Source organism: Clostridium pasteurianum BC1 (assembly GCF_000389635.1).
Classification (GTDB): Bacteria; Bacillota; Clostridia; order Clostridiales; family Clostridiaceae; genus Clostridium_I; species Clostridium_I pasteurianum_A.
In genome coordinates this window covers 943,814-970,558 of record NC_021182.1, presented here as the reverse complement: position 1 = coordinate 970,558, position 26,745 = coordinate 943,814, and the positions used below count along the sequence as shown (strand labels likewise).

Sequence of the window (26,745 nt, the reverse complement as noted above, 5' to 3'; positions counted from 1 at the left end):
ATATTGATTTTTATAATTTTTTAATTATTTAATACTATTAATAGTCTCCGCTATAACCTTAAGCTTTTTCATTTTCTCCATATCAAGTTTCACCTCATCCATAGGATACTGCCTGTCTATATATTCATACTTAGGTTCACCAAGACGATGATAAGCTAAAAGTTCATAACTTACGTTTGGCTTGCCTTTAAGAAAATTAACTATTTCCTCTATATCTTCTTCTGAATCATTAAAACCTGGAATCACTGGAGTTCTCACCAATTTATTAAGTTTGGGAAATTTTTCACACAGCTTAATAAAATTATCTAATATTAGTTCATTAGATGCCTTGGTGAATTCTAAATGCTTATCTTTATTCACAGATTTTATATCAAACAAAATTGTATCTAAAAATTCTGCAACCTGTTCTAAATTACTCCAATTAGTATATCCACAGGTTTCTATGGCTGTATTCATTCTGCGTTTTTTTGCAGCCTTAAGAAGTTCAATGGTAAATTCAGGTTGGCTTAAGGGTTCTCCACCACTGATAGTTAACCCTCCTCCGGATCTTGCATAGAATACACTGTCTTTTTCAACTAACTTTAAAACTTCCTCCACAGTCATTAATTTACCGTAAACAGATAGCGCTTTTGATGGACAGGCATCTGCAAAAATATTGGGGTCTATGTCTATATTTCTGTCAATTATAATTTCATTGCACTCTGTCTTTCTAATTTCATCATTACTGCATAAACTTAAACATTCAGTGCAGCCACTGCTTAATATACATTTACAGCTGTTATAAGCAAGCTCCAGTTCACTTTTTTGTGATTCTGGATTACTGCACCATCTACATTTCAGAGGACATCCTTTTAAAAAAACAATTGTTCTAATACCAGGACCATCATGAACAGAATAGGACTGTATATTGAACACATATCCCTGTTTGCTCTTATCACACTGCTTACTTTCAATCATTCTATTCCTCCAAAAGATTTCTATGTATACATACTTATTAAGTATGTTTTTCTCGGTAGTACTTTAAACACACATATACAAGTAGTAACTTGAATACAAAGGAACCAGTTTTTATTTATAGTAATTTAAATACTAAGATAACAAGTTAAAGATACTGATTTTTTATCAGAGAAATACTTAGTTCTTTATCCATGATTTTGGATTATCCAAAGCTTTTAAAAAACTTAATCCAGTTCAAAAATAAACCGGCATCTAACTTATTATATATTTAAATACCTAACCTAAATTTTCATGTTCAGTTCTTGCTATTATATCATTCTGTAAATCTGGTGAAAGATCTGTAAAATAAGCACTGTAACCTGCAACTCTTACCAATAGATTGCGGTATTTTTCAGGCTCCTTTTGTGCATCCAGAAGGGTCTGTTTATTTATAATATTAAATTGAAGATGCCACAATTTTAAATCACACCAGGTTCTTATAAAGGATACCAGCTTTTCACTTCCACTGTTTCCTTCCACGCAGGCAGGACTTAATTTTACATTTAAAAGTCTTGCTGCTCTTTCTCTGTGACTGTAGTTCTTAGATGTAAAGTTTGACAGAAGTACCGCTGTAGGTCCATTCACATCAGCTCCATGGGAGGCAGAAGAACCATCAGCCAGTGGTGTATAAGCCTTTCTTCCGTTTGGAGTGGCACTAACTACCTTTCCAAATGGTACATGGGAGGTAAATGGTACATATCTTAAATCAAGATGTACACCTAGTTCCTCAGAATATTTTTCTGTGAATTTAAGAGCTTCTAAGTCTAATGCTTTAGCTATAGAGTCTGCATAGGAATCATTGTTTCCATAGCTTGGTGCATTGATAAGCATCTGTCTTATTACTTCGTAGCCTTCAAAATTATTTTCTACAGCTTCTATTAATTTTTCCATTGTAATTCTTTTATCTTCAAATACAAGCTTTTTAATTGCTGCTAGAGAATCTATAACTGTACCATAGCCTATAAATTCAAAGTATCCAAGATCAATCCCACCTTCTATTTTAGGAGTATGAAGATCCTTAAGATTCTTCATGCATAGGTCATGTAATGCTGATCCCATAGGAGCAGCAAAGTGTTTGGGTCTTAAATTGATTATTTCATGCTGCTGAATAAAAGCATGTTTTAAGAAGTTTGTCTGCTGAGCCAGGTATGCCTTCCAGAATTCTTCCCAGGTGGTGAAATTTCTTGGATCTCCAGTTTCAAGTCCTATAGTTTCATCTCCATAAAGTTTCATTTTACCATTATAAAGTACCATTTCTACCGCAGCTGCAAAATTAATATAAGCACAAGGACTTGTATAAGTATCTCTGTTTGGCATTCTGCATTCTGCACAGCCAGATACTGCATAGTCATAAGCTTCTTCAAATTTAGCACCTTTAGCAAGAAGTAATGGTACAACTTCTTCATCATTTATTAGTTTTGGAAAACCTGAACCATCTTTTATGGTTTCTGCTACTTCATATAAATATCTTTCAGGTGATCTTGCATGAATCCTTGCTGCAAGGTCAGGATAATTTAAAGGAAATTCCCTTTTTGATTGTAAAAACAAATAGGTAAGCTCATTGGTAGCATCCACTCCATTCTTTGTTTGTCCTCCAATGGTAACAGCCTCCCAATGTGCATAACCTTCATTAAAAGCTCCTCCTGTTGGAGAAATATAAAGATCAATAAACTGAGCCATAGCTCCCCATACACATTCTAATAATTCAATTGCACCCTCATCTGTTAATGTACCATCTTCTATATCTTTCTTATAATAAGGATATAAATACTGATCCATTCTGCCGTTAGAAATAACTGTACCTGTCTTTTGTTCTATTCTTGAAAACATTTGCGTAAACCACTGAGATTGTACTGCTTCACGGAAATTACGTGCAGGATTTTCTGGAACCCAGCTGCATCTTTCTGCTATTTCCTCTAATTCTTTTTTTCTCTTGGCATCAGTTTCTTTAAGTGCTAATTCATCAGCTAATTTTCCATGTCTCTTAGACCATAGTATAATAGCTTCGCTCACAGTAATTATAGCCTTAAGGAAAGGTTCTTTTTCCATACTGTCTACAGGACTAAGCGGATCAAGAGCTTTCAGTTGTTTTTCCGCATCTTCTTTTATTCCCTTAAATCCCCTTTTAAGTACCTTTTCATAGTCATGAACCCACTGTATGGATGAACGAAAAGATGCAGTTTCATTTACAATAAATCTTGATTTTAGAGAATCCTTTGGATCGTATGTAAACTTTACTGTTTCCTTTGGCAGTGCCTTAGCTAAATCCTCATGAAAAGTCTTACCCTTCCAGTAAGGTGCAATGTCTTTTACTATGATGTCAGCATCTTCTTTTGAAATATCAAAAGGAGACTTAGTTCTTTTTGGAAGTTCCTCAATAGCTAGATCCAAGAAGTCCCCATCAAGTTCAGGATAAAGTATTCCGTATCTGCCTTCATAACCTGATCTTCCCACAATAAGCTGATTATCTTCAATGTAAATAGTTATGTTTTCAGCTATATGTTTTAGTGCCTTTGACCATCTTAGAACAAGAGGTTCCCCCTCAGTTTCTCTAAAGGACTCTGTAAAATATTTTGCTCTTTCCACATCAATACGAGGACGGGTATTTTGGAAGCTATCTAATATTTCGTAGGATCTTTTTCTGCCATAGATTTTATGTTTACCTTGGAGTTCTTCCTGTATTCTTTCTTCTTGGGGTGACAAAACTGAATAAGTTGTTGACATAGTAATCTCCTCCTGACTAATTTTAGTAAATCTTTAATATTTCCGTTTTGTGCATATGATGTGAAATTCAATAATCTATATAGATTCAATGCTTTTTACTTTAGATTGATTTATAAAATATTTAATTCTAACATATAAAAATCACTACTTTTTGAAGTAAAAATATTAATGTAATTCTTCTCTAAAATAAATTTAACCTTCAGTATTTCTGATCAGCCTCATTTATATACTATTCCTATATGTTTAATTAATAGTAGCACAGATATTTTTCAGTGTCAATAATTAATTAATAGTTTTAATTAATTAAAATTATTTCATTTTTCATCTAAATTTTCTAATTAGTTTCTCTTATATTGATTAATCATATGATATTTATAAATTACATAATTTCAATGATTATTATGTAATGTAAGTTTGCATTAATACCAGGTTCATATGAATTGTTTAAGGATGTGGCAATGCTATGGCTTTCTCTAGTATATACATATTACAACGGCTAGTTATCATATAAATTTAATATCTTAATTTAATTTTATTACATCTTCATATTTGTGTATTAATTAAAATTATTAATTATTGACTTTAAAAACTATTGATGATAGTCTAACTATATATTTAAAAATTAAGAATTAATGTTGCTTTTTCTCAGCATAACTGATAAAAAGCTTTATAATTAATTTTTTATGAAATGGAGTTTTATAATGGAAAAAGGCATTAATTTTTTAGACTTAAAGAAAAAGAATAGAAAGCAAATATTAATGACCATAAAAAATCACGGTGCTCTTCCACGTATAGATATATCAAATATAATTAACCTGACTCCGGCTGCAGTAACTATAATAACAAATGAAATGAAAGAAGAAGGAATTATTACTGAAAGAGGTCAGCAAATAGAATCCAATAAAAGAGCAGGAAGAAAAAAAGTACTAATAGATATAAATTATGATTCAAAATATGTTGTAGGCGTTTCCATTGAAAGTGAAAGTCTCAGTATAGGACTTTGCAATTTAAAGGGGCAAATTTTAGATAGTAAACAGTTTGATATTTCTCAAAAAATCAGTAAATCCACACTTAATATTTTAAAGCTTATAAGTGATACTTGTATTAATTTGTTTTGGAAAAACAATGTGAAGAGACAGGATATCTTAGGATTAGGAGTTGGAATTATTGGCTCTGTAGACGCATTAAAAGGCATGAGCAAAAACGCTTATGGTATTTTCGAAAAAAATATGCCAATAAAAGAGCTTCTTGAGCAACAGCTTAATATTCCAGTATGTGTTGATAACAATGTACGGGCTTTGGCTATGGCTGAAATAGATTTTAAATCCTCTGAAACTATTGAGAACAATATGATATTCGTTAAATATGGTCCCGGAATAGGAACAGCCATCGTTATTAATAATGAAATATATGAGGGCAGCAATAATAATGCTGGAGAACTGGGCCATATAATAGTCAAACATCCTGGAGAATTATGTAAATGTGGTAAAAGAGGTTGTCTGGAAACAGTAGCTTCCCCAAATGCAATTCTGGTTAAAACTAAAAAAATTTTTTCTAAAGATAAAGCCCCTTTTCTCCATAAAATTACTGAAGGAAAGTCTGAAAATATAAATTTACTTCATATTATTGAAAGCTATCAAAATGGAGATAAAAACGTAGATGTTATTCTTGATGAAGCTACTTTTTATTTTGCTGTAGCTCTATCTACAGCTATTACCCTGTATGATCCCAAACAAGTGGTTCTTTATGGTGAAGCCTTTAAATATAATTTCTTCCTAGACAAATTAAAATTATATTTAAAAGAAGTTGCAGGTAATGATAGTTTGCCTGATATTATAAATGTTAGCAGCATAGAGTTTGAATATAAATTTTTAGGTGGTGTAGCTCTGGCATTAAGAAAATTTTTCTACGATGAAGGTGGAAAGGCTTTGCTTGAATCAGTAAATTAGTTCCAAAAATAGCTGCATGAAATACATTTCATGCAGCTCTAATACAATTTGAAGTATCATTATATTACAAAAAGTATACCCAATAAAAGATAGTACTACACATATCCTTGGATTGAACAGTTTACTGGTTTAAAATAATAATATAAATTTTAAACTCACTTTGTATTTTCAATAGTATTTATAACAGATGCGCTTTCACTAGAAAGTTGTCTATAGGTACCAAACTCTGGATTATTTTCAGGAAAATTTACATCTGTAGAACTACCTATAACAAAAGTAGTACCTTTTGCAGTAAAATATCTTTTAGCACCATTAATAGTATCTAACATACCTTCATCAAGATTCGGTGTTTTCTTCACAATTCTAAAAAGCAAACCAGCACCGGCTACCGGATGACTAACTGGCTTAAAATAAACAGTTAATCCATTATTGTCTTCTACAACACTGTATTTATTTTTCCAGGAAGCAGGAAAAGTAATGGAGAACCCTAAGTTATTACTAACATATTTTTGCGATGCTGATGAAATTGGCGGTTGAACTGCTGTTTTCGGAGGTGTTGGCTGTTCAGCTGGCTGCTGTATTGGCTTAGATTGCTGCGGCGGTGTAGCATCCTGTGAAGTAGGTGATGAATTTGTATTTACAGTTTTATTTGTGTTATTAGTAGTAGTTGATTGATTAGATAATGAACCTGTATTAGACACAGTATTACCAGAAGTATTGGCATTGGCAGAAACTTTATTTGTTTTGTCATCTGGATTTTTTCCATTTACTATAACAAATACTCCCACGAAAACAATAACTACAAGAACTGCAAGAATCCATATAGATGATTTTTTCTTGAATAAATTAATCATATCTACCATCCCTTTAATATAAATTTTTTTTACAAAAAGTTTATGGCTAATAATTTTTTCACCTAATATTCTATCCATCTCTAATATTCTATAGATTGGAATAGTTCATGAATGCTAATCTATACAGAGAATAAATGTATTACTATATTTGCTTTCCATTTATCATTTATATGTCTATAATATCATTATATCACATAAAATTCCAGAATACTATCATCCTTACATAGCATTAATCTTATAAAGATGTAATTTTGCATGAAAAATATCTGTTTGCCTTTTGGTGAGTCCAGCGCATCATACTGCTCCCACCATTCTTTAAATTCCTCACTTATCTTTGAAATTTCTTCTACAATTTTATCCCACCAAGGATCACAGTTGTATATGCTGTAATTGGCGTGAAATTGTTATTTTGTATTTGATATATTATAAATAATTTCTAGTTATACTGGGGAAAATAAAATATCAAAGAAAATTTTCCGAAGATTAAAGAACTTTACCTGAATCAAATATATTTTCTAATCAGTATAGAAAGGAGCACATAAATATATGTTAATGAAAGAACGGGTACCACATGATAAAAGCCACACTCTCGCTCTATCTCAGGAGGGTTATTTATTTATCAAAAACAGGATTGATCAGTACCAGTCCAATCTATTTGAGGCACACTTACTTGGAGAAAAAGTAATTTGTATGGGTGGAGAAGAAGCGTCGAAGGTGTTTTACGATCCGGAACGGTTTCAAAGAAACGGTGCGGCACCTAAACGGATACAAAAAACATTGTTTGGTATGAATGCCATCCAAACTATGGATGGTGACGCACATATTCACCGAAAGCTTCTTTTCATGTCACTGATGACTCCAACTCATCAAAAGCGTCTTGCTGAGCTTACAATGGAGAAGTGGCAAGCTTCTATTGACAAATGGAAAAGTTCCGAAAAAATTATACTTTTTGATGAAGCAAAGAATATTCTATGCTGGGCAGCATGCCATTGGGCTGGAGTTCCACTTTCCGAATCTGAAGTAAAAGATCGAGCAGAGGATTTTAGTGCAATGGTTGATGCTTTCGGAGCGGTGGGACCGCGGCACTGGAAAGGAAGAAGAGCAAGGTCTAGAGCTGAGGAGTGGATAAGTGGTGTCATTGAAGATGTCCGAGTTGGTAAGCTAAAGTCTGAAGAAGGTTCAGCACTTTATGCAATAGCATTTCACAGAGAACTCCATGGCGGTGAGCTTGATACTCAAATGGCTGCAGTAGAACTTATTAACATACTACGGCCCATTGTGGCTATTTCAACCTTTATAACTTTCACTGCTTTAGCTTTACATAAACATTCAGAGTATAAAGATAAGTTGCTTACAGGCCACAGTAATGATCTTGAAATGTTCGTACAGGAAGTTCGTCGCTACTATCCATTTACCCCTTTCCTAGGTGCAAGGGTACGAAAGGATTTTATTTGGAATCAATGTGAATTCAAACAGGGAATGCTCGTGCTGCTTGATATTTACGGTACCAATCACGACTCCCGAGTTTGGGAAAATCCTTATGAATTCCGACCTGAGCGTTTTAAGAATCGTAAGGACAACTTATTTGATTTCATCCCCCAAGGTGGAGGCGATCCTGCCAAAGGGCACCGCTGCCCGGGTGAGGGTATTACCGTGGAAATCATGAAAACGAGCTTGGATTTCCTTGTGAACAAGATTGAATTTGAAGTCCCCCATCAAGATTTAAGCTATGATATGGCCAGAATACCTACATTGCCTAAGAGTGGATTTGTTATGAATAATATTAGGCGAAAATTTTAAACTGTAGGTAAATAAATTGAATAACCAACGGTCCGGGTATCACAACCCGGACTGTTTTAAACTTTTTATTTAAACAGCTTCTCTCCTATTTCCACAAAGGCCTGGAAAACCATATAGGCCTTTATATCAATTTTAACATCTTTTTTAAGTAAAGCTTTTACTTCCTCTTGTGAAAGAAGCATTACTTCTATATCCTCTTCTTCTTCAAGTTGCTGATCCGAGCCATCTCCAGTGCAGGTACAGAATACCATAGCCGCTGATTCATCAGTCATACCTGGAGAGGCATATATCCTCTTTCTAGTCTTTTCATGATTTATTTTTGCAAGTTTGAAGCCTGTTTCTTCTCTAAGTTCTCTGGCAGCGGATTCCTCAAAATCCTCTTCCCCATCAATGAGCCCTGCTGGCAACTCATATATGTAATCATTTAAAGGTACTCTGAATTGTCTTATGCAAACTAATTTATTTGATTTTTCATGCAGTGCAGCAATTATGGCCGCATCCGTTTTCTCTTCTCTATTTTCAAAGCACTGTCCATTAAGAGTTTCAAGATCCTTTCTTGAGGCCATGGCCCACTGCCCTGTTTTTCCATTTTTCTTTTCATATTCTACATCATAAAGATTTAGAAATTTTGTCTCTGCTAATGCTGATAGTTTCTTTATTCTATTTTTATTCATAATAACACCTTCTATCCCAATATAAGTTGCAACCTAATTATCAAATAATCCTTGATATTTATTTTTGAAATTTTTCCATCTATCATGTTTATTATAATCTATAATAATCATTCATTTCCATAAAATTTTTATTTATAATTTTAATTTCTATAAAAAAATGCAATTCACTTATGAAATGTAAATTATATAAAAAGGACTTATACCTATTTCTTAGAATTAGAAAATATTGATAGTTTAATCCTTGAATTTACAAATCATTAGGTAAAATGTATAAAAATATACTTTTTGTTTGAATTTGAGTGATAAAATTCCTTATTTTACACATTACACTTGATTAAATCATATTTATATGATAATATGATAGTAATCTTATTAAATCAATTGTATTAATAGGTAATAGTTGTGAATTGTGATGATAGGAAAAGTAAATTATGATTTGACTAAAAGAGAGGATTTCTCTTGGATGAAAAGAAATCTTAGCCAATAATAATTGAAATGCATCCTAGAGCTCTGAATTGAAGCCTAGTAGACTTCAGCGAGTGTGCTCGTTAAAGCATTAAAGTATAATTGTACTAAAGAGAGTTGCTTATATTTGTGTGAATTAATTTTTATACTGTATAAGATAAACAGAGTGGAACCGCGGAAGTAACCTTCTGCCTCTGAATAGAGACAGAAGGTTTTTTTGCTTTTTAGAGTCCGGAATCTAAAAAGTAAATTTTTTATTATCATTAGGAAGCTATCTATAGTAAAAATTTAGGGGGAAGTCCAAGTTATGAAAATCAAAAAATTATTTATGATACTCTTAGCTATAATAATATGTATAGGTATGGCCGCCTGTTCAAAAAGCTCAGGGAATAATAATAGTACAGCAGCTAATAGTAAATCCAATTCTAAGGAAATAGTAATAAAATACCCTAACACTCAATGGTATGATCTGGTATACATAGCCGATGCAAATGGTTATTTTAAAGAGCAGGGAATAAAGATCAATTACGTTGGTGAAGTACCTGCTGCACAAATTGTTCCATCTGTTGCATCTGGAAGTATTGATTTTGGCTTGAGGCATACACCTCTTGTTGCAATGGCAAAAGCTCAAGGTTCAGACCTAAAAATAGTTGCAGCAGGAACTCAAACATTAGCTGATTATCCTCATATGAGATATATAGTAAAAAAGAATAGTGGTATAAATACCCTTAAAGATATTGCTGGTAAAAAAGTTGCTATAAATTCTTTTGGAGCTTGTTCTGAATTTGTTACAAGAGAATTTTTGAGACAGCAAAATCTTGATCCCAATAATGTACATTTTGTTGTTTTGCCTGATTCCCAACAAGAGCAAGCTGTTGACAACGGTTTAATCGACATTGCTATTGTACACGCTCCCTATACACAAAAAGCCTTAAATAATCCAGATTTAAAGGAATTGACTAATGACTATGCCCTGCAGCAAGGTATAAGTGGAATGTGTCCATATTTTACAAACGGAGATTTTGCCAAGAAAAATCCACAAGCAGTAAAAGGATTTGTAGCTGCTGTAGGTAAAGCTGCAGATTGGTCAAAAACTCATGAAAAAGAAGGTAAGGAAATAATATCTAAAAAATTAGGCATTAAAGTTGATGATGTTGAAGCTTGGAATTATTATCCTCATCAAGTTATTCAAAAAGATGCAGTGGACTGGTGGATAAATTATTTAGAGAAAAATGGAAAATTGAAGCCAGGTCAAGTTAAAGCTGATGATTTATATACAAATGAATTTAATTCTTATAGTAATTCATCAAAACAGTAAATCGTCAAAATAATCAGCTTTACACAAATGTAATTTAATTATTATATAAGCATAGTAAATTTTTCAAAAATTCTTTACTATGCTTATGCTATTGATAATGATAACTACAATATTATAAAGGGGATGGGAATTTTGTCAAAAATATCAGTAAGAAATGTGAATCAATTTTATAAACATCCTACTGACAAAAAAGCTTATAAAAAAGTATTGGAAGATATAAATTTAGACATTCACGATGAACAATTCATATGCCTGGTTGGACCAAGTGGATGTGGAAAATCAACTCTGCTTAATATTATAGGAGGTCTAATTAAGCCTAGCAGTGGAGATATCCTAGTTGATTCAAATAAAGTAACCGGGCCTGGAAGTGATCGTGGCATGGTATTTCAAGGATATGCACTTCTTCCATGGAGAACAGTATTAAAGAATGTAGAACTCGGCCTTGAAATAAATAAAGTTCCTAAAAAGGATAGAAAAAAAATAGCAAAAGAGTTTATAGATTTAGTAGGTCTCTCTCAATATGAAAAATACTACCCTGGTCAATTATCAGGAGGTATGAGACAGAGAGTAGCTATAGCAAGAGGTCTTGCTTACAATCCCAAAGTACTTTTGATGGATGAACCCTTCTCAGCATTGGATGCTCAGACTAGAGAAATTCTACAGCACGAACTGCTTAATATATGGAAAAAAACTAAAAAAACAATTATCTTTGTAACTCACAGTGTAGATGAAGCCATATATTTAGCAAATGAAGTTGTTGTACTTGGAGCAAATCCAGGCAAAATAGTTAAAAGGTTAAAAATTAATCTTCCCTATCCACGAAGCCATGACAATAGAGAATTCCAAAACTTAAGAAAAGAAATATGGTCTGAAATAAGCAGTCAAGTAAATAAAAGTTCTGACATAACAAATAAACAAGGACGTGATAATTGTGAAATTGCTTAAATTATTTGGTTCAAAATTAAATTCTTTTTTATTTTCAAATTTATTACTAATTGTATTTCTTATTCTATGGCAGGTATTGCCACAAATTGGAGTGTTAAAAGAAACCTATACAAGTACTCCAACAAAAGTTCTATTATCAATTATCACATTACAGGAAAATGGAGAACTGAAAGTACATTTATTGATAAGTCTAAAGAGAATTATGTTTGGATTGATTCTCGCTATCATAGTTGCCGTTCCCCTTGGTTTATTCATTGGCAGAATAAAACTTCTAGAAGCCTTATTGGATTCTTTCTTGCAAATCTTCAGGCAAATATCTGCTTTAGCACTTTTCCCCGTTTTCATATTGTTTTTTGGAATCGGAGAAACTTCTAAAGTAGCAATTATATTTTGGGCTAGTTTATGGCCAATATTGATAAACACCATAAGTGGAGTAAAAGATGTTAATCCTCTATATGTAAAATCAGTATTGACTATGGGCTCTGGAAAATTCGTAGCATTTATAAAAGTTATACTTCCAGCTTCAATCCCTTCAATTTTAACAGGAGTTAAGCTTGGAAGTGCCTATGCCGTTATGGTTTTAGTTGCAGCTGAAATGATAGGTGCACAATCTGGATTAGGATTTCTAGTTAATAATTCTCAGGAAACATTTAATACATCATTGATGTATGGAGCAATAGTTTTGTTATCAATATTAGGCATTGTATTGAATTTCATTTTAACATTTCTTGAGGGTAAGTTAGTTTTTTGGAGAAAATTTGACGCATAATTTATATAAAAAATATACAAATGTTTAAAATTCCATGTGCATTTAATATCTTAATATGAAATGTACATAGAATATTATTAATTATATGAGGTGAATTAAATGACAAATTTTACAAACAAAAGTTACCAATTAAAATTCAATATTGTAGATAAGGCAAAGGATTTAGGTATAAATCTTGTAGGCTTCGCACCTGTAGATAGATGGGGAAAATTTGAAGAAACTAGTGCTGAATATTATCCACAAAATATATGGCCTGAAATGAAGACGGTTATTGTATTTGCTACTCAAATATTTTTACCCATGCTTGAAACAACTCCTTCCGTAGTTTACTCAGAGTTATATAATACAACAAATAGAGTTCTAGATGAAACTGCATATAAAATAGCAAATTATCTAAATACCCTGGGACATCAAGCAATTTTCTTTCCAAGAGACTGTTACGGAGATATTTCCGTACTTGTGAGAAAGCCAGTCGCAGCATTTTCACATGTATTAGCAGCCAAATATGCTGGTCTTGGAACCATTGGATATAATCATACTTTGTTAACAAAAGAATTTGGTCCAAGAGTAAGACTAGTTTCTGTTCTCACCAATGCAGTAATACCACCTGATCAGGTAATAAAAAAAGATCTCTGTATAAAATGTGAAATGTGCAGAAAATGCTGTCCAACTTCATCTTTTGAAACTACAGAAAATTTAGTTGCTGATATGAATAAAACAAGATGCGCTGAATATCATGCCAAATTAAAAAGTGCATATTGCTATCCCTGTGGAGTATGCATAAAAGTCTGTCCTATTGGTGACGATAGGAAAATATATGGATATGATTCAAAAAAATATTTAAATGAACGTAAGGCATTAGAAAAAAATATAAACGATCCTGAATATGCCGGATGGGTTCATTGCAGAGATCATGGTTCTAACCCAATTGAGTAATGATTTTTTATATTTAATAATTATTAATGCATTTTATTGTTTATAAACTTCATTACTTTCCTCTTGTATACTATATAACATTAAAGTGCATACTAGCTTTCGTTATTATTTATGTGTTACTATTTTATTATATGAGTTAAATATCAACTATATATTAAAATAGCTAGTCACTATATGAATTTAACCATAATTAGGGTGATTATACCCTATAAAATTAGGTGTTAGAAGGAGAGCAAATTATGAGCAATTTTACAGAAATCAAACCTGAAGAATTAAATAAAAATCTATTTCAAATTGTAGGCACTGATTGGATGCTTATTACTGCAGAAAAAGATAACAAAGTTAATACAATGACTGCATCTTGGGGCGGTTTTGGCGTTATGTGGGGTAAAAATGTAGCCCACATTGTTATAAGACCTCAGCGTTATACTAAAGAATTTATAGATAACTCAGTCAGCTTTTCTCTATCAGTTCTTGATAAAAGTTTCAAAAAACAATTGAGCTATCTTGGAACTGTATCTGGTAGAGATGAAGATAAAATTTCCAAGGCTAATTTGACAATTGAGCATTCAGATGCTACACCATATTTTCAAGAAGCAAATCTTGTATTTATATGCAAGAAACTATATGCACAGGAGTTTAAGCCTGAATTCTTCATTGAAAGTGAACTTGATACAAAATGGTATCCTGACAAAGATTACCACACACTGTATATAGCAGAAATTGAAAAAGTACTTATAAAATAATAGTAAAAGGCAGTTTGTTTTTCACAGCACTATTGACATTAGTAGTGCTGCTTGTAAAAATCTCAACAAAAATAGCAGCTCCATACAATTGGTGAGCTGCTATTTTTTAATTATAAAAAAATCAAAAAATGTTATTTTTAAACTCTGCTAACTGAAGTTGATGCTAAAAGTACACCTGCATCAGCAATTCCAAGAGGTACTGTTCCAAAAATTGACCCTATAAATGGAACATATATTATGGCTCCAAGTAATGCTGCTGAAGATACGGTAGCATAGGACATGTACCTATTACTCATTATTTTTTTATTATTCCTGCAATCATGTACATTAACAAGCTGAGTCAAAATCAAATTGCAAAAAGCCATTGTTCTTGCCTTTTGAACTCCGAACCCCAGGATATTATATCCCTCAAAAACGGCTGCACTAGTAAGTCCAATTCCAATTCCTCTTTTTATAATTTTAGAGCTTATCTCTTTACCAATAAGAGGTGCATTTCTTTCAACAGGAGGATAATCCATAACATTTTCAGAAGGAGACTCAACTGCAAGAGATGCTCCTAATATTGTTTCGCAAATAACATTAGTCCAAAGTATTTGAATTGGAATTAGTGGCAGCATTCCACTGACAAAAGAACATGCTCCTATTGCTATTATTTCTCCAAGACTGCCTGCCAAAAGATATTTTGTTGTATTCTTTATGTTATTAGATACAGCTCTACCCTCCTCAATTGCCCTTACTATAGTTGAAAAATCATCATCTACCAAAGTAATGTCTGCCGCATCCTTTGCAACGTCACTTCCATTGTTACCCATAGCAATACCTATGCTAGCTTCTTTTATAGCCGGTGCATCGTTGACACCATCCCCGGTCATTGCCACCACATATCCAAACCGCTTAAAAGCTTTTACAATTCTAAGCTTTTGTTCTGGTGATGTTCTTGCAAATACTTCTATATTACTTATTTGGGAGTCCAATTCCTCATCACTCATATCTTCAAGTTCAGCTCCGGAAACTACCAGTCCACCGTCTAATAGTCCAAGCTGTTTTCCTATGGCAGAGGCCGTATCCTTGTTATCTCCAGTTATCATAACAACCTTTATTCCTGCATTATAACATTTTTTTATAGAATTTTTTACTTCAAGCCTTGGTGAATCTTCCATGGCAACTAAGCCTAGAAAAGTAAAATTACCATCAATATCATCCTTTTCACAATCTAGGTCCTTATACGCAAAAGTCAATACTCTTAAAGCTTCACCTGTCATATCATCACGAATTGATATTATTCTTTCTTTATCTGCCTTTGTAAATAATCTTTCCTCTCCATCTTCATAAATCATACTGCATTTATCAATAACCTCAGTAAAAGCCCCTTTACAATAGGCTCTTATGTGATTCTCACTTTTTACTACCACTGTCATGCATCGCCTACAGCTATCAAATGGAACTTCTCTTATTCTTTCAAATGATTTTTTTACATCTTCTTCATCTATACAACATTTTGCAGCTGCAGTTAAAAGCGCTCCTTCTGTTGGATCTCCCTGCACCTGCCATTTATTTTCTTGTTTCATAAGCTTTGCATCGCTGCATAAAACTCCTGCCCTTAAAAGTTCTTCTGTGGAATGAGTTTTATTAGGCTCCCCCTCTAAAAGCATCATTTCTCCCTTTGGTTCATAGCCAAGTCCCGTAACTTTATACAATGACTTATCACAGTATATCTTTTTTACTGTCATTTCATTTAATGTAAGTGTTCCAGTTTTATCACAGCAAATGACATTAGCACATCCCAGTGTTTCCACAGCATTCATTTTTCTAACTATGGCATTTCTATTTGCAAGTCTTTGAACACTTAATCCCATGGCAATAGCTACTACTGCTGGCAAACTTTCAGGTAAAGCACCGACAGAAAAACTAACGGATAGGGTTAAAACTTCAGCTAAGCTTCTTCCTGAAAGAATTCCCACTGCACCTACTCCAATACAGAACAAAATACAAATTCTTGTTAATTTTTGTGTAAAATTTTTCATCCTTCTCTGCAGTGGAGTTTCATCTAATTTTATATTCTGAAGCATTGCAGCAATATTACCTATCTCAGTATTCATACCTGTTTCTACAACTACAGCTGTGGCATTACCTGAAACTACATTAGTTCCCATATATAACATGTTGTCCCTGCTTGCAAGTTCAACATGTTTATTACAAATTCTTGTACTCTTTATTATTGGTACTGCTTCACCTGTAAGTGAGGATTCATTAACCGTAAGGTAGTTACATTGAATTATTCTTGCATCTGCGGGAACCCTTTCTCCAGCATCAATTAATATAATGTCTCCAGGCACTAAATTTTTTGATTCTATTTCTAATTCTCTTCCGCCTCTCAATACTGTTGCCTTATGGACAATCATATTCTTAAGTGAATGTATAGATTTTTCCGCCTTATTCTGATGAATTATTCCTAATGAGGTTTCAACAAAAACTATACCAAGTACAACTATTGCATCTGCAATTTGCCCCAAGAAAAATGAAGCTACACCCACTCCAACTAAAAGTTTTGCAGAAGTATCATTTAGATTGCTAAATAACTTTTGAAGTATGGATTTTCTTTTTTTTTCAGAAATAACGTTTAGCCCAAAATCCCTTAACCTATCCTCTGCAGATTTATTTGATATACCCTTTTCGTAATTTGTCTTTAAAACAGCCCTTATATATTTAATATCCATAGCATGCCACATATTGTCATTGGATTCAGCCTCAGGTAAATTTGGTGCTATAGAGAGTGCTATTTCTTCATTGTAATTCTTACTGCTATTTTTTCTAGAATTTTTGTTCTGTACTTTTAGTTCATCAATAACTCTTTCCAAAAAACTTACTATAGTTTCTTCATCAATTATGTATTCATCATATAAAATAAGTACTTTTGAAGTTATTGGATTTGCTTTTACAAATTTGATGCCCTGTCTTTTATACAATAGTAATTCTACATGTTGAGCATTTTGTTTGCTTCTGTAAATATATCTTACTGGTATTCTTATTCTTTTGTAAAGTATGAATTCTTTATTACGTGTATTCTTGCAATCAATACTGACAGCAGTGCTCTGGCTCATATTCATCATCCTTTTTTGCATTTTAAAGTATAATATAATTTCTATCTAATCATCTTCAAATAAACAGCAAGTCAAATAATTAATTATTTATTTGAAAATACCTTAATTAGTTGTTTTAGTTTTCCAAGCTTTATAAAAAATATTCATATTTGTGAGAAAGAGTGAACTAACTACCAAGTTGGTTAAAGTAATTAATGAGCAGAAACTATCAAGTTGCTTTGCACTTTTCTCATAAAAACATTTTTACAAAATACAAAACTATTTTTCAGTTTCTATGTATTAAATTTTTATTTATAGTAAATGATATATCTATGTATTTATTCGTTTTTTCTTTAGGCGTCAAGAGTGTCACAGCGTCTAATAATCGGATACATTAATAAATTTAGGAATACTTTAGGAGGTATATGTAATGGATACATATATGGAAAATAACAATAACAAAATAGAAAACAGTACTGGCAAAATTAATACTGCTGATACTACTAAAAATAATAAGGTTACTGAGGATGATTTAAAATCACTTCAAGAAAAATATGATAATTTAAGTAAAGAAATTCAATCACTGGAAAACATGAGAGTCGGTATGAAGGAAAGCATAGAAACTATGCATTCAAGCTTTGGAGATATTAATAAAAATATTGGAGATATACTTGAAAGATTAGATAGAATTACAGTTGATTCAGATACTACTAGGCATACTAAAGATGATATATATAGAATGAATTTTTCACTAAGAAATTTAGTAGGCAGACCTTTAAGAAAATTAGCAGTTGGAACCCTAAGCGGGATTTATACTGTAGCTGATAAAGCTTTAGAAAGTGCATACAATGCAAAAGAAAATGCTGAAGATATTTTTGCAGAAGCACAATATGAGAGCAAAAAAAGAAGAATGCATACTGCACACCAAGGTTAACTCTAATCCTTGCTGCAGCCTAGACATCTGAAAATAAATAGCAATCTGCACTAATTCATGGCTAGTTATTTTTTAAAATGTCTTTTATTAATGGGAAAGGAGTCTGTATATGAAGTTTACTGCTCTAGATGAAAATACCTCTTCTAAAACACAAAATCTTAAAAATGTAGAAGAGAGACTATATAATGCTCAGTCCATAATAAAGGATTGTATAAAACTTACCTTGGAAGATATCAATTCTAATCCATCCTGTGAAAAAGAATATGTTGTCTCCTGGGCAAATTACCTAAAAAGTTTAAGTGATTATTTTTTTGTAGCTAGTGAAAATAGTGGGAATAAAGACATTTATAAAAAAGTATTTAGGCGTATGATGTTTAAATAATTTTAAAAAAATATTAAAATATGCTCTCCATGTTATTAAAATATAAACATTAGTCAATAATTAAAATACAGTATCTGAAAGTATACTGACTAGTTATTTCTTTACGACGCATACAGACTAATGTTCAATTACTTTTTAACGTGGAGGTGCATAATATGAATATTAACAAATTACTTTTGGGAGCAGCAGCAGGAATAATCCTAGTAAAAATTTTACCAAAGACAAAATCTTATTTAAAACCTGCAGCAATAACTTTTCTAAGTAAAGCTGTAACTATGAAAGATGAAGCAGTAGACTGTTTGAACAGTATCAATGAGGAAGCACTTGAAAATCGTACTAAAAACAAAGAAGATTTAAGCTAAAAATAAAAGTGCATAAATCACACAAAAAACCGTTGGGCAAACGGAGTTAGCTTGGTAAGTATACTGACGTTAGTTAGTACATCCCAAGAAACCCCCGCCTCTAAGCATAGCGTAGGTGGTGGGAGTATGTCACATTTACAGGTGGTGATAATTTTGTATGAATTACATGTTTTACCTGGACGTGTAAGATTTAAAGCTAACAGTATTTATAAGGACAGAGCACTGGCTAAATATATAAGTGTTTATATTGACAATTTGTACGGAGTAAACTATAGTAAAATAAATATTAATACTGCCACAATACTTGTTATTTATGATGAAAAAAAATCAGATTATAACCTTATAAAAAGCAATATTAAAAAAGCTCTTTTGTCCATATTGAAGAACGAAAGAAGAGACTTGAAAAATTATGATAAATATTTTGAAACAATTGAAAAACGAGATAAAGCAAAACTAAAACTTATTTCCTTTGGTGTCGCTTATATTTCTTTTAAAATTAAGCAAAACTTTCATGGTAACTTTTCATTTAGTACAAATATAAAAGTGTTAGAGGCAGCTTCAGTTGTTACTATTATAGGCGGATATCCTCTTTTAAAAACATTCTATAAAAAATTTACAAAACACATTCCAACAGATACAGATATATTATTGAAATTAACTGCTCTTGGACTTATAATCATGCGTGAAAATTCAAAGGGTATGTTTGTATTGTTCTTAAAATCCTTAAGTGAGTACATAAAATTATCAGCTGAAGTAAATTGCATAAGGCAGCTAGGTCAAAGTACAAGGAAAAATGCTGGCATGGCATGGCTTATTGACAATAGCAATAAAGAATTTTTAGTACCGGTAGAGACACTAAATATTGGTGACAACATACATGTTCACACTGGAGAAATGATTCCATCAGAAACTATTATTGAAGATGGTAACTGTACTGTTAATACCCTCTACTACAATGGTCAGCCAGTAGTCAGTCAATTAAAAAAAGGCAGTACTGCCCATGAAGGAATAACCTTGCTTTCCGGAAATATAAAAGCTAAGGTTCTAGAAATTCCAAAACCCTCTATGAAACCTAAGGATATACTGGAAAATATGACTATAAGCAAAAAGATTAGACGCTACCAAAACAATGTTGCTCCTATTTCTATAGGTGTAGCTGCACTAAACTACATATTAACAGGAGATATGCTGAATGCTCTTTCCATATTGTTAGTTTTATGTCCAGCAGCTTCCACTACTGCATTAAACAGTGGAATGAGAAATTATTTTTCACTTCTGCACAAACATAAAATCTACTATAAGAATCCAAACTCCTTAGAAAAAGTTATAAATATAGGCAGTATAGTTTTCGATAAAACTGGTACTCTCACTGAAGGAATTATGAGGATAAAAGAAGCAAAACTCTACACTGATTTTTATTCAAAAGATGAACTTTTAAAGATGTGTGCTGCAAGCGAGTTAGATAATTATCACCCTATTTCTATATCTCTTCAAAAAGAAGCTAAAAATTATGACATCAGTAAAGTAACCAATTCTACTCTCATACCATCTAGTGGAATTGAAGCAAGCTTTGACAACCACAATATATTAATTGGAAATATAAAGCTTATGAAAGCTAAAAATATAAATATTAAAATAGCTGAAATGGACTACTACAACTTTGAAAAAAATCTCTACACACCAATATTAGTAAGTGTTGATGGAAAACTTTGTGCTGTATTGGTTTTAGAAGATATTATAAGAGATGGATCTATGAATTTAATTAAAGGGTTAAAGACTTCAGGTCTTGATGATATATACCTTCTAACAGGAGATGTTGATGAAAAGGCAAATAATACGGCTAAATCACTGGGAATAAACAATGTCTATAGTGAATGTACTGCTCTAGACAAGGAAACTGTTATAAATCACATGAAGAGGAAAAAAACTGTAATGATGATAGGTGACGGTGTAAATGACTCACAGGCAATGAAAGCTGCCGATATAAGCATATCCTTTTGCAGTTCTGCCTGCGATAAAGTAAAGCTTCATTCAGATTGCATTGTATTTGATGATAATATGGAAAGCCTTGCAGATTTTATTTCACTATCTAAAAAATCATATAAACTTATGAAGCAAAGCATCGCTGTTTCTGAGTTATACAATATATTTTTAGGAACAATGGCATTTTTCGGGTATTTTGATGCCTTTACTGCAAAATCTTTAAATACCATTAATTCAATAATTGTATTAACTATGAATGAAAGAATAAAATTTAAATCTCCTGGAAGCTTTAAATTTAATGATAATTATCATTTTTCTAAAATTAATCAATTAAATAATAATTGCAAACATCAATAATCATCACTTATTCATGTTTCTTTAAATAGATTAATGCTTCCATATAAAAAATCTTTCAGCAGTACTGATATAATCTCGGTTTGCCATGAGGCATCCCTCTGCATTAAAACTAGCACTAACTACTCTATTATTCGCTAAAGCTACAATTGCATAGGCCCCTTGATCTTGCCATATAAAAATAAACTTTTCATAAGTGTTAATATGAATACTGTCTGCTATAAGCTTACCATCCTCTTTTAAATTAACACTGACATACTTATTATTATCCAGAGATTTCAATGATACTGCACCATCATTTTCACTAACTACTAAAAATCTTTCCCGGTTATTCATGAAATTGGAATGTGCCATTAAATGTCCACCATTTTCAGCATTTACAGTTACTACTTTACTACTGTATTCATTATCTCCATATACACAGGAGCTAAGTGAAATAATATCTCCATCTTTAAGTATGGGTGAAGCTTCATTAATGCTGCATTTAGCTAAAAATAAAGCCTTATTTTGTCTAATCACACCGCAATTTAACTGTTTTATATTCTTTATTTTGTACATCCTGCTACTTCCAATATAGAAAAATACAACAGGATTTATTTCCTCTTCTGCATCAAATTCAAATAATTTTTCACCTAAACTTACCTTGTCCCCCTCTTTTACAAACATTTCAATAGATTTTATATTTTTTATAGAAATAAATATTCTAACTCCAAAAAATGTCTTTATTTCAATATTGTTTTCATTTTCTTTCAATGAGGAAACAATACCTTTTACCGGTGAAACTATTGGATCATTTTTATTCTCTTCATTTATGTAAATTAAATGACGTTTCAGCACCTTTGTACGAGAAATAAAGGGTGACAGGTAATTATATAATTTACATAGGTAAAGAAAGAACACAGCTCCTGGTATAATCATTATAAGTTTAAGTGGAAACTTCAGTTCTACAATAAGTAGTACACTAAGTGCTAGCGTAATTATTAATACTAAAAGCAGATTCATAAAAACATAATTATAATAGGAATTATAAATCTTCCCACCAATAGGTGCATATATTATTTTATTATAATACTTCTTTTTTTCTCTATTTATACTTTTAGTATCTTGAAAAACCTTTTTTCTTTTTACCTGTCTTGTATAAATGTTCTCTATGTATTCCCATATTCTAATTAATTTATCAATGAGAGGTGAATATACTATTTCTCTATTTTCCTCTTCTGAAGCATCAATATCTTCTTTTGAAGCATTAATATCCGCCATCTCTGAAAAATTGTGTTCTCTGCTAAAAATTGTAGTATTTTCTCCATTAAAGCTTTCATTTCCTTCTTTGCTAAAACTTGCAGTTTCTTCTCTGCTAAAAGCCGGTTCATCATTTACTTCCAACTGCTCTTTGCTGTTTTTTCTTGTATCTTTAAACATTATTCTAAGTGCAAAGAAAACTATTAAGTATACAATTCCAATAAAGATAATCTTAAAAATGAAACTAAATTTACTCATTAACAAGTACTTCACCATCTTATAATTAGTCATCTTTGAAAATAATCAATTCATTATTTTCATATGCTTTTTATTTAAATTTTATGTACATATAATATATTTCATAAAACTTGTAAACACAGCCAACATAGCTTATTATAAATTATAGCTTTAAGTACAGAATATTTCTATGCTTAATTTTAATTTTTTTGTGAACTTTAGTTTTTTAGTTAAAAATGCACTATATAAATCCATATTTAGTGCTGATTTCTTACACTATAACAAAAGGCTGCCAGCTTTTATCAAATAAATAATTCTTAATAACACATTCACATAAATATATTTTTTCTTTTGCACAAAAAAATAGGTAGTCATTACGAACTACCCACAAATAGGTTGATTATATTTCATACATATATTACCATATTTATTTAAATAATGCAATCAATTATTCATAAATATTAAAAAATAGGAAACACTATGTTTATTCAATGTAAATATAATATGGAGTGAATATAAATGTTAAATAATTTTTTTAATTCAATAGAGCGTAGTGGTCATATAAATCTCGTCATGGGATCAATTGTCATTATTTCATTTATTATTGCATTAACTATCATTGGAATAGTTATCTATAAATCTGATAAGAAAAAATAAATATATTGATGGAGGAGAATGTTAAATCCCGAACTTGTTTATTTATAATTAAGCAAGCTAGTTTGAATTTCACTTTGCATCCACATTTTTAGTAGCTATAATATTTATACCAGTATCAGCCACATCTCTTATTATTATATCATTTATTGCTACAGGTGCTTCTACAACTACATCTTTAAGTGCTTCCAGGCATTGAAATATTTTACCTTTGGGAATATCCTGCTCAGTCTTTACAGAAACAACATTTTCAACTCCATCCTTTACTTTCACGCAGGAAGTCACAATCCTAGTTGGATTGGTACATTCCTTCTCGCCATATACATAGCCTCTATTACAGGCATTTCCAGTTACATTTTTTACAGTAGTACCCTCTAAATATACTTTTAGAGAGCATCCCCTTGGACATCCTATACAGGTTAACTGTCTCTCTTCACTCATACTCTATCACCTCTCAACCATTACATCTATTTTCTTACAATCACTGTGTTTATCCAACATCTGCTTTGTAATTTTTATAGTTTCCATTTCACCTGGGGTTAAAATACTCTTTTTTATATGAATTTCTCTTTCATTATCAAAATAGGCAGATACATAGCTATTTTCAAATACATCGCCGACTCTAAATCTTACATCTACAGCTTTTTTTACATTTTCCCTATTTATATAAGTTGGTACAGTATATCTTACTCCATTAGAAGGCACAATTTCTATGCCTTTATTATCAAATTTTTTACCTTTCACATATTCCGCGGCATTTGCTCCTGCAGCCATGCTCTCAATAGTAACGTTATCAACTAAGTCGTGTACATGAAGCACATTACCACAGGCAAATATGCCCTCCACGCTGGTTTGCAAACTTTCATTCACAAAAGCTCCTGAAGTAACCCTTGATAATTTAATCCCTGCCTTTTGTGAAAGATCGTTTTCTGGTATAAGTCCTACAGATAAAAGTACAGTGTCACAACTAATAAATTCTTCAGTTCCCTTAATTGGCTTTCTATTATTATCTACTTCTGCTATGGTAACACCCTCTACTCTATCCTTACCCTTTATATTTGTTACTGTATGAGACAATTTAAGTGGGATATCATAATCATCCAGACACTGAACTATATTTCTCTTTAGTCCTCCTGAATATGGCATCACCTCGACTACTGCCTTTACCTTAGCTCCTTCAAAGGTCATTCTTCTTGCCATAATAAGTCCAATATCACCTGAACCAAGTATTACAATTTCTTTTCCTGGCATATACCCCTCTATATTTACAAACTTTTGTGCAGTACCAGCTGAATATACGCCTGCACATCTGCTTCCAGGTATATTAATAGCTCCCCTTGGTCTCTCCCTACAGCCCATTGCTAACACAATAGCTTTAGCCTGGATTTCTATAATTCCATCTACGTCATTTACTGCAGTAATTTTTTTGTCCTCTGTTAAATCAATTACCATGGTATTTAATTTATAAGGAATTTTCATATAAATTGCCTTATCTATAAATCTTTGTGCGTATTCGGGTCCTGTTAGTTCTTCCTTAAAGGTATGAATGCCAAATCCATTATGAATACATTGATTTAGTATGCCGCCAAGTTTATTATCTCTTTCCAGTATCAATATATTTTCAATACCCTCTTCTTTTGCCTTTATTGCAGCAGCAAGACCTGCCGGTCCCCCGCCAATAATTACAATATCATATTGCTGCATTATTCTAACCTTCCTCTCTCTATACTTTAAAATCCCAGTGCTATCTTTCTTATTGATCAATGAATCTTACTTGGTGGGAGTTTGTACTACCACCAAGTTTAGATGAATTATCCAGCGACTAGTCATCGGATAAACAGAAACTTCAATAGCTATCTGGTATGAGTTCAAATCTTTTTTACTAATATTAAATAATCCTATTCCTTTATTTTTCCTATTAGTATCTTTGAACCACTGCCAAATTTGCTCACATCTTCAGGAGATGTGAGCAGCTCCCTTGATAAAATATCAACTATTTTATTTGAACAAAATCCTGATTGACATTTACCCATGCCTGCTCTGGTTCTTCTTTTTACACCATCTAAAGTTCTTGCTCCAAGAGGTCTTTTAATTGAATTTACAATTTCCCCTTCAGTAACAATCTCGCACCTGCAAACAATTCTTCCATAAGCTCTATTTTCAGCTATCAGCTTTGATCTTTCCCCATTACTCAATTCTCTAAATTTAGGAATGCCTTTTCTAATAGGATTAAAGTCTTTATTCTTATCTGGTGAAAGCTTCTGTACTACTATATCCCTGACCATTTCTGCAATGGCTGGCGCACTGGAAAGTCCTGGAGATTCAATTCCTGCAACATTGATAAAATTATCCACATCTTCAGCTTCACCTATTATAAAATCATTTAATTCTGAATGAGCCCTAAGTCCAGAAAAAGAAGTTATTACCTGTCTCATTGGAATTGTATCAATTGTGAGCTTTGCCTTAGATAAGATATCATCTATACCCTCTTCAGTTGTTGAAAGATCATCTTTATCTTCTATATCTATTGCATTAGGTCCTATTAGTAGATTTCCATCCACAGTAGGTGTGACAAGTACCCCCTTACCCATTTCAGTAGGAAGCTGAAATAAAGTTTTTTCTAAATTGTCTCTTGCATCCTTGTCAAACAGACAATACTCTCCTTTTCTTGGTATAATATTAAACTTATTTGCACTTAACCTATTATTTATTGTATCTGCATATAAACCCGCTGCATTTATAACTAATTTTGCACTAAAGTCACCTTTATTGGTTTTTATAATAAAATGAGAATCATTTTTTACTATGTCCTCCACAGCTGTCAGTAGCTGAAATTGTACTCCATTATCATAGGCATTTTCTGCGTAGGCTATAGTCATCTCATAGGGACATACAATTCCACCTGTAGGTGCATACATGGCTGCAGCTACCTTATTTGATATAATGGGTTCTATGGCTTTTACTTCTTCCCTATTAAGTATTTTTAAATCTTTAACTCCGTTTCTTTCCCCATTTTCCTTTATTGCTCTCAATTTATCTAAATCTTTTTCATTAAAACAAAGTACTAAAGATCCATTTCTTTTAAAAGGGAAATCTAATTCTCTAGATAGCCTATCAAACATCTGATTTCCCTTAACATTTAGTTCTGCTTTAAGTGAACCAAATTTTGCATCATAGCCAGCATGCACTATGCCGCTATTTGCTTTACTGGTTCCATTGGCAACATCTATATCCTTTTCCAGTACACAGATATTTAAATCATATCTGGATATTTCTCTCGCTATACTGCAACCGATTACGCCAGCTCCAATAATAATTACATCAAACATTTTATACCCCCCAAT

At 32.0% G+C, this 26,745-nt stretch carries 20 protein-coding genes and 1 pseudogene; 11 read left to right on the top strand and 10 right to left on the bottom strand.

All coding sequences use genetic code 11. The features are described 5' to 3' along the window. Window positions 1-24: 24 nt before the first annotated feature. On the bottom strand, window positions 25-957 hold the full coding sequence (gene hpsH, locus CLOPA_RS04470; RefSeq protein ID WP_015614284.1) for a (2S)-3-sulfopropanediol dehydratase activating enzyme: 933 nt from the start codon (window positions 955-957) through the stop codon (window positions 25-27). 276 nt (window positions 958-1,233) lie between these two features. After that, window positions 1,234-3,720, bottom strand: coding sequence for a (2S)-3-sulfopropanediol dehydratase (hpsG, locus tag CLOPA_RS04465; protein ID WP_015614283.1), 2,487 nt, complete (start codon window positions 3,718-3,720; stop codon window positions 1,234-1,236). Window positions 3,721-4,421: 701 nt separating this feature from the next. Here hpsG and CLOPA_RS04460 point away from each other — a divergent pair. Then, entirely contained in the window at window positions 4,422-5,669 is a 1,248-nt protein-coding gene (locus CLOPA_RS04460) for an ROK family transcriptional regulator (RefSeq protein WP_015614282.1), read from the top strand. A 155-nt stretch (window positions 5,670-5,824) separates the two neighbouring features. Here the strand turns inward: CLOPA_RS04460 and CLOPA_RS04455 are convergent, their stop codons facing one another. Together CLOPA_RS04455 and CLOPA_RS26740 are read right to left on the bottom strand one after the other, a co-directional pair. Further along, the gene (locus CLOPA_RS04455; RefSeq protein ID WP_155241862.1) at window positions 5,825-6,523 is read right to left on the bottom strand and encodes a hypothetical protein; all 699 of its coding nucleotides are present in this window, start codon (window positions 6,521-6,523) and stop codon (window positions 5,825-5,827) included. A gap of 185 nt (window positions 6,524-6,708) precedes the next feature. Then, a pseudogene (locus tag CLOPA_RS26740) lies at window positions 6,709-6,915 on the bottom strand (hypothetical protein); the annotation flags it as partial. 154 nt (window positions 6,916-7,069) lie between these two features. On the opposite strand from CLOPA_RS26740, the gene CLOPA_RS04450 reads away from it, so the two are divergent. Then, the gene (locus CLOPA_RS04450; RefSeq protein ID WP_015614280.1) at window positions 7,070-8,323 is read left to right on the top strand and encodes a cytochrome P450; all 1,254 of its coding nucleotides are present in this window, start codon (window positions 7,070-7,072) and stop codon (window positions 8,321-8,323) included. 65 nt (window positions 8,324-8,388) lie between these two features. Here CLOPA_RS04450 and CLOPA_RS04445 read toward each other — a convergent pair whose 3' ends face one another. Continuing rightward, complete coding sequence (locus tag CLOPA_RS04445) at window positions 8,389-8,997, bottom strand: NUDIX hydrolase (protein WP_015614279.1); 609 nt, start codon at window positions 8,995-8,997, stop codon at window positions 8,389-8,391. 772 nt (window positions 8,998-9,769) lie between these two features. On the opposite strand from CLOPA_RS04445, the gene CLOPA_RS04440 reads away from it, so the two are divergent. From CLOPA_RS04440 to CLOPA_RS04420, 5 genes are all read left to right on the top strand, one after another. After that, on the top strand, window positions 9,770-10,780 hold the full coding sequence (locus CLOPA_RS04440; RefSeq protein WP_015614278.1) for an ABC transporter substrate-binding protein: 1,011 nt from the start codon (window positions 9,770-9,772) through the stop codon (window positions 10,778-10,780). A gap of 123 nt (window positions 10,781-10,903) precedes the next feature. Beyond that, a complete protein-coding gene (locus CLOPA_RS04435; protein WP_041710788.1) occupies window positions 10,904-11,725 on the top strand; it encodes an ABC transporter ATP-binding protein in 822 nt (273 codons plus the stop codon). Continuing rightward, window positions 11,712-12,494, top strand: coding sequence for an ABC transporter permease (locus CLOPA_RS04430; protein WP_015614276.1), 783 nt, complete (start codon window positions 11,712-11,714; stop codon window positions 12,492-12,494). Before CLOPA_RS04435 ends, CLOPA_RS04430 begins: the two co-directional genes overlap by 14 nt. A gap of 99 nt (window positions 12,495-12,593) precedes the next feature. After that, window positions 12,594-13,430, top strand: coding sequence for an epoxyqueuosine reductase (locus CLOPA_RS04425; protein ID WP_015614275.1), 837 nt, complete (start codon window positions 12,594-12,596; stop codon window positions 13,428-13,430). A gap of 239 nt (window positions 13,431-13,669) precedes the next feature. Beyond that, entirely contained in the window at window positions 13,670-14,176 is a 507-nt protein-coding gene (locus tag CLOPA_RS04420) for a flavin reductase family protein (protein WP_015614274.1), read from the top strand. Between the two features lie 137 nt (window positions 14,177-14,313). On the opposite strand, the gene CLOPA_RS04415 is transcribed toward CLOPA_RS04420, so the two are convergent. After that, window positions 14,314-17,277, bottom strand: a complete 2,964-nt coding sequence (locus tag CLOPA_RS04415; protein WP_015614273.1) for a cation-translocating P-type ATPase — start codon at window positions 17,275-17,277, stop codon at window positions 14,314-14,316. Window positions 17,278-17,686: 409 nt separating this feature from the next. Here CLOPA_RS04415 and CLOPA_RS04410 point away from each other — a divergent pair, with 409 nt between their 5' ends. The 4 genes from CLOPA_RS04410 to CLOPA_RS04395 all read left to right on the top strand — a co-directional run bounded on the left by CLOPA_RS04410 (window position 17,687) and on the right by CLOPA_RS04395 (window position 21,274). Beyond that, on the top strand, window positions 17,687-18,190 hold the full coding sequence (locus tag CLOPA_RS04410) for a hypothetical protein (RefSeq protein WP_015614272.1): 504 nt from the start codon (window positions 17,687-17,689) through the stop codon (window positions 18,188-18,190). Window positions 18,191-18,299: 109 nt separating this feature from the next. Further along, complete coding sequence (locus tag CLOPA_RS04405) at window positions 18,300-18,572, top strand: hypothetical protein (RefSeq protein ID WP_015614271.1); 273 nt, start codon at window positions 18,300-18,302, stop codon at window positions 18,570-18,572. 155 nt (window positions 18,573-18,727) lie between these two features. Beyond that, entirely contained in the window at window positions 18,728-18,934 is a 207-nt protein-coding gene (locus tag CLOPA_RS04400) for a hypothetical protein (RefSeq protein ID WP_015614270.1), read from the top strand. 126 nt (window positions 18,935-19,060) lie between these two features. Then, the gene (locus CLOPA_RS04395; protein WP_242834264.1) at window positions 19,061-21,274 is read left to right on the top strand and encodes an HAD-IC family P-type ATPase; all 2,214 of its coding nucleotides are present in this window, start codon (window positions 19,061-19,063) and stop codon (window positions 21,272-21,274) included. Between the two features lie 30 nt (window positions 21,275-21,304). Here CLOPA_RS04395 and CLOPA_RS04390 read toward each other — a convergent pair whose 3' ends face one another. The 4 genes from CLOPA_RS04390 to CLOPA_RS04375 all read right to left on the bottom strand — a co-directional run bounded on the left by CLOPA_RS04390 (window position 21,305) and on the right by CLOPA_RS04375 (window position 26,730). Beyond that, entirely contained in the window at window positions 21,305-22,768 is a 1,464-nt protein-coding gene (locus tag CLOPA_RS04390; RefSeq protein ID WP_242834263.1) for a glycoside hydrolase, read from the bottom strand. 705 nt (window positions 22,769-23,473) lie between these two features. Next, window positions 23,474-23,842, bottom strand: a complete 369-nt coding sequence (locus tag CLOPA_RS04385) for a DUF1667 domain-containing protein (RefSeq protein ID WP_015614266.1) — start codon at window positions 23,840-23,842, stop codon at window positions 23,474-23,476. A gap of 6 nt (window positions 23,843-23,848) precedes the next feature. Then, the gene (locus tag CLOPA_RS04380; protein WP_015614265.1) at window positions 23,849-25,105 is read right to left on the bottom strand and encodes an NAD(P)/FAD-dependent oxidoreductase; all 1,257 of its coding nucleotides are present in this window, start codon (window positions 25,103-25,105) and stop codon (window positions 23,849-23,851) included. A gap of 194 nt (window positions 25,106-25,299) precedes the next feature. Then, on the bottom strand, window positions 25,300-26,730 hold the full coding sequence (locus CLOPA_RS04375) for an NAD(P)/FAD-dependent oxidoreductase (protein ID WP_015614264.1): 1,431 nt from the start codon (window positions 26,728-26,730) through the stop codon (window positions 25,300-25,302). Between the last annotated feature and the right edge of the window lie 15 nt (window positions 26,731-26,745).

Excerpts from the sequence above, each read along its gene's own strand:
- CLOPA_RS04435 (WP_041710788.1), top strand. The coding sequence starts at position 10,904 with ATGGGAATTTTGTCAAAAATATCAGTAAGAAATGTGAATCAATTTTAT.
- CLOPA_RS04425 (WP_015614275.1), top strand. The coding sequence starts at position 12,594 with ATGACAAATTTTACAAACAAAAGTTACCAATTAAAATTCAATATTGTA.
- CLOPA_RS04420 (WP_015614274.1), top strand. The coding sequence starts at position 13,670 with ATGAGCAATTTTACAGAAATCAAACCTGAAGAATTAAATAAAAATCTA.
- hpsG (WP_015614283.1), bottom strand. The coding sequence starts at position 3,720 with ATGTCAACAACTTATTCAGTTTTGTCACCCCAAGAAGAAAGAATACAG.
- CLOPA_RS04445 (WP_015614279.1), bottom strand. The coding sequence starts at position 8,997 with ATGAATAAAAATAGAATAAAGAAACTATCAGCATTAGCAGAGACAAAA.
- CLOPA_RS04440 (WP_015614278.1), top strand. The coding sequence starts at position 9,770 with ATGAAAATCAAAAAATTATTTATGATACTCTTAGCTATAATAATATGT.
- CLOPA_RS04405 (WP_015614271.1), top strand. The coding sequence starts at position 18,300 with ATGAAGTTTACTGCTCTAGATGAAAATACCTCTTCTAAAACACAAAAT.
- CLOPA_RS04395 (WP_242834264.1), top strand. The coding sequence starts at position 19,061 with ATGTCACATTTACAGGTGGTGATAATTTTGTATGAATTACATGTTTTA.
- CLOPA_RS04460 (WP_015614282.1), top strand. The coding sequence starts at position 4,422 with ATGGAAAAAGGCATTAATTTTTTAGACTTAAAGAAAAAGAATAGAAAG.
- CLOPA_RS04410 (WP_015614272.1), top strand. The coding sequence starts at position 17,687 with ATGGATACATATATGGAAAATAACAATAACAAAATAGAAAACAGTACT.
- CLOPA_RS04375 (WP_015614264.1), bottom strand. The coding sequence starts at position 26,730 with ATGTTTGATGTAATTATTATTGGAGCTGGCGTAATCGGTTGCAGTATA.
- CLOPA_RS04455 (WP_155241862.1), bottom strand. The coding sequence starts at position 6,523 with ATGATTAATTTATTCAAGAAAAAATCATCTATATGGATTCTTGCAGTT.
- CLOPA_RS04415 (WP_015614273.1), bottom strand. The coding sequence starts at position 17,277 with ATGAGCCAGAGCACTGCTGTCAGTATTGATTGCAAGAATACACGTAAT.
- CLOPA_RS04380 (WP_015614265.1), bottom strand. The coding sequence starts at position 25,105 with ATGCAGCAATATGATATTGTAATTATTGGCGGGGGACCGGCAGGTCTT.
- CLOPA_RS04450 (WP_015614280.1), top strand. The coding sequence starts at position 7,070 with ATGTTAATGAAAGAACGGGTACCACATGATAAAAGCCACACTCTCGCT.
- CLOPA_RS04400 (WP_015614270.1), top strand. The coding sequence starts at position 18,728 with ATGAATATTAACAAATTACTTTTGGGAGCAGCAGCAGGAATAATCCTA.
- CLOPA_RS04385 (WP_015614266.1), bottom strand. The coding sequence starts at position 23,842 with ATGAGTGAAGAGAGACAGTTAACCTGTATAGGATGTCCAAGGGGATGC.
- CLOPA_RS04390 (WP_242834263.1), bottom strand. The coding sequence starts at position 22,768 with ATGAGTAAATTTAGTTTCATTTTTAAGATTATCTTTATTGGAATTGTA.
- hpsH (WP_015614284.1), bottom strand. The coding sequence starts at position 957 with ATGATTGAAAGTAAGCAGTGTGATAAGAGCAAACAGGGATATGTGTTC.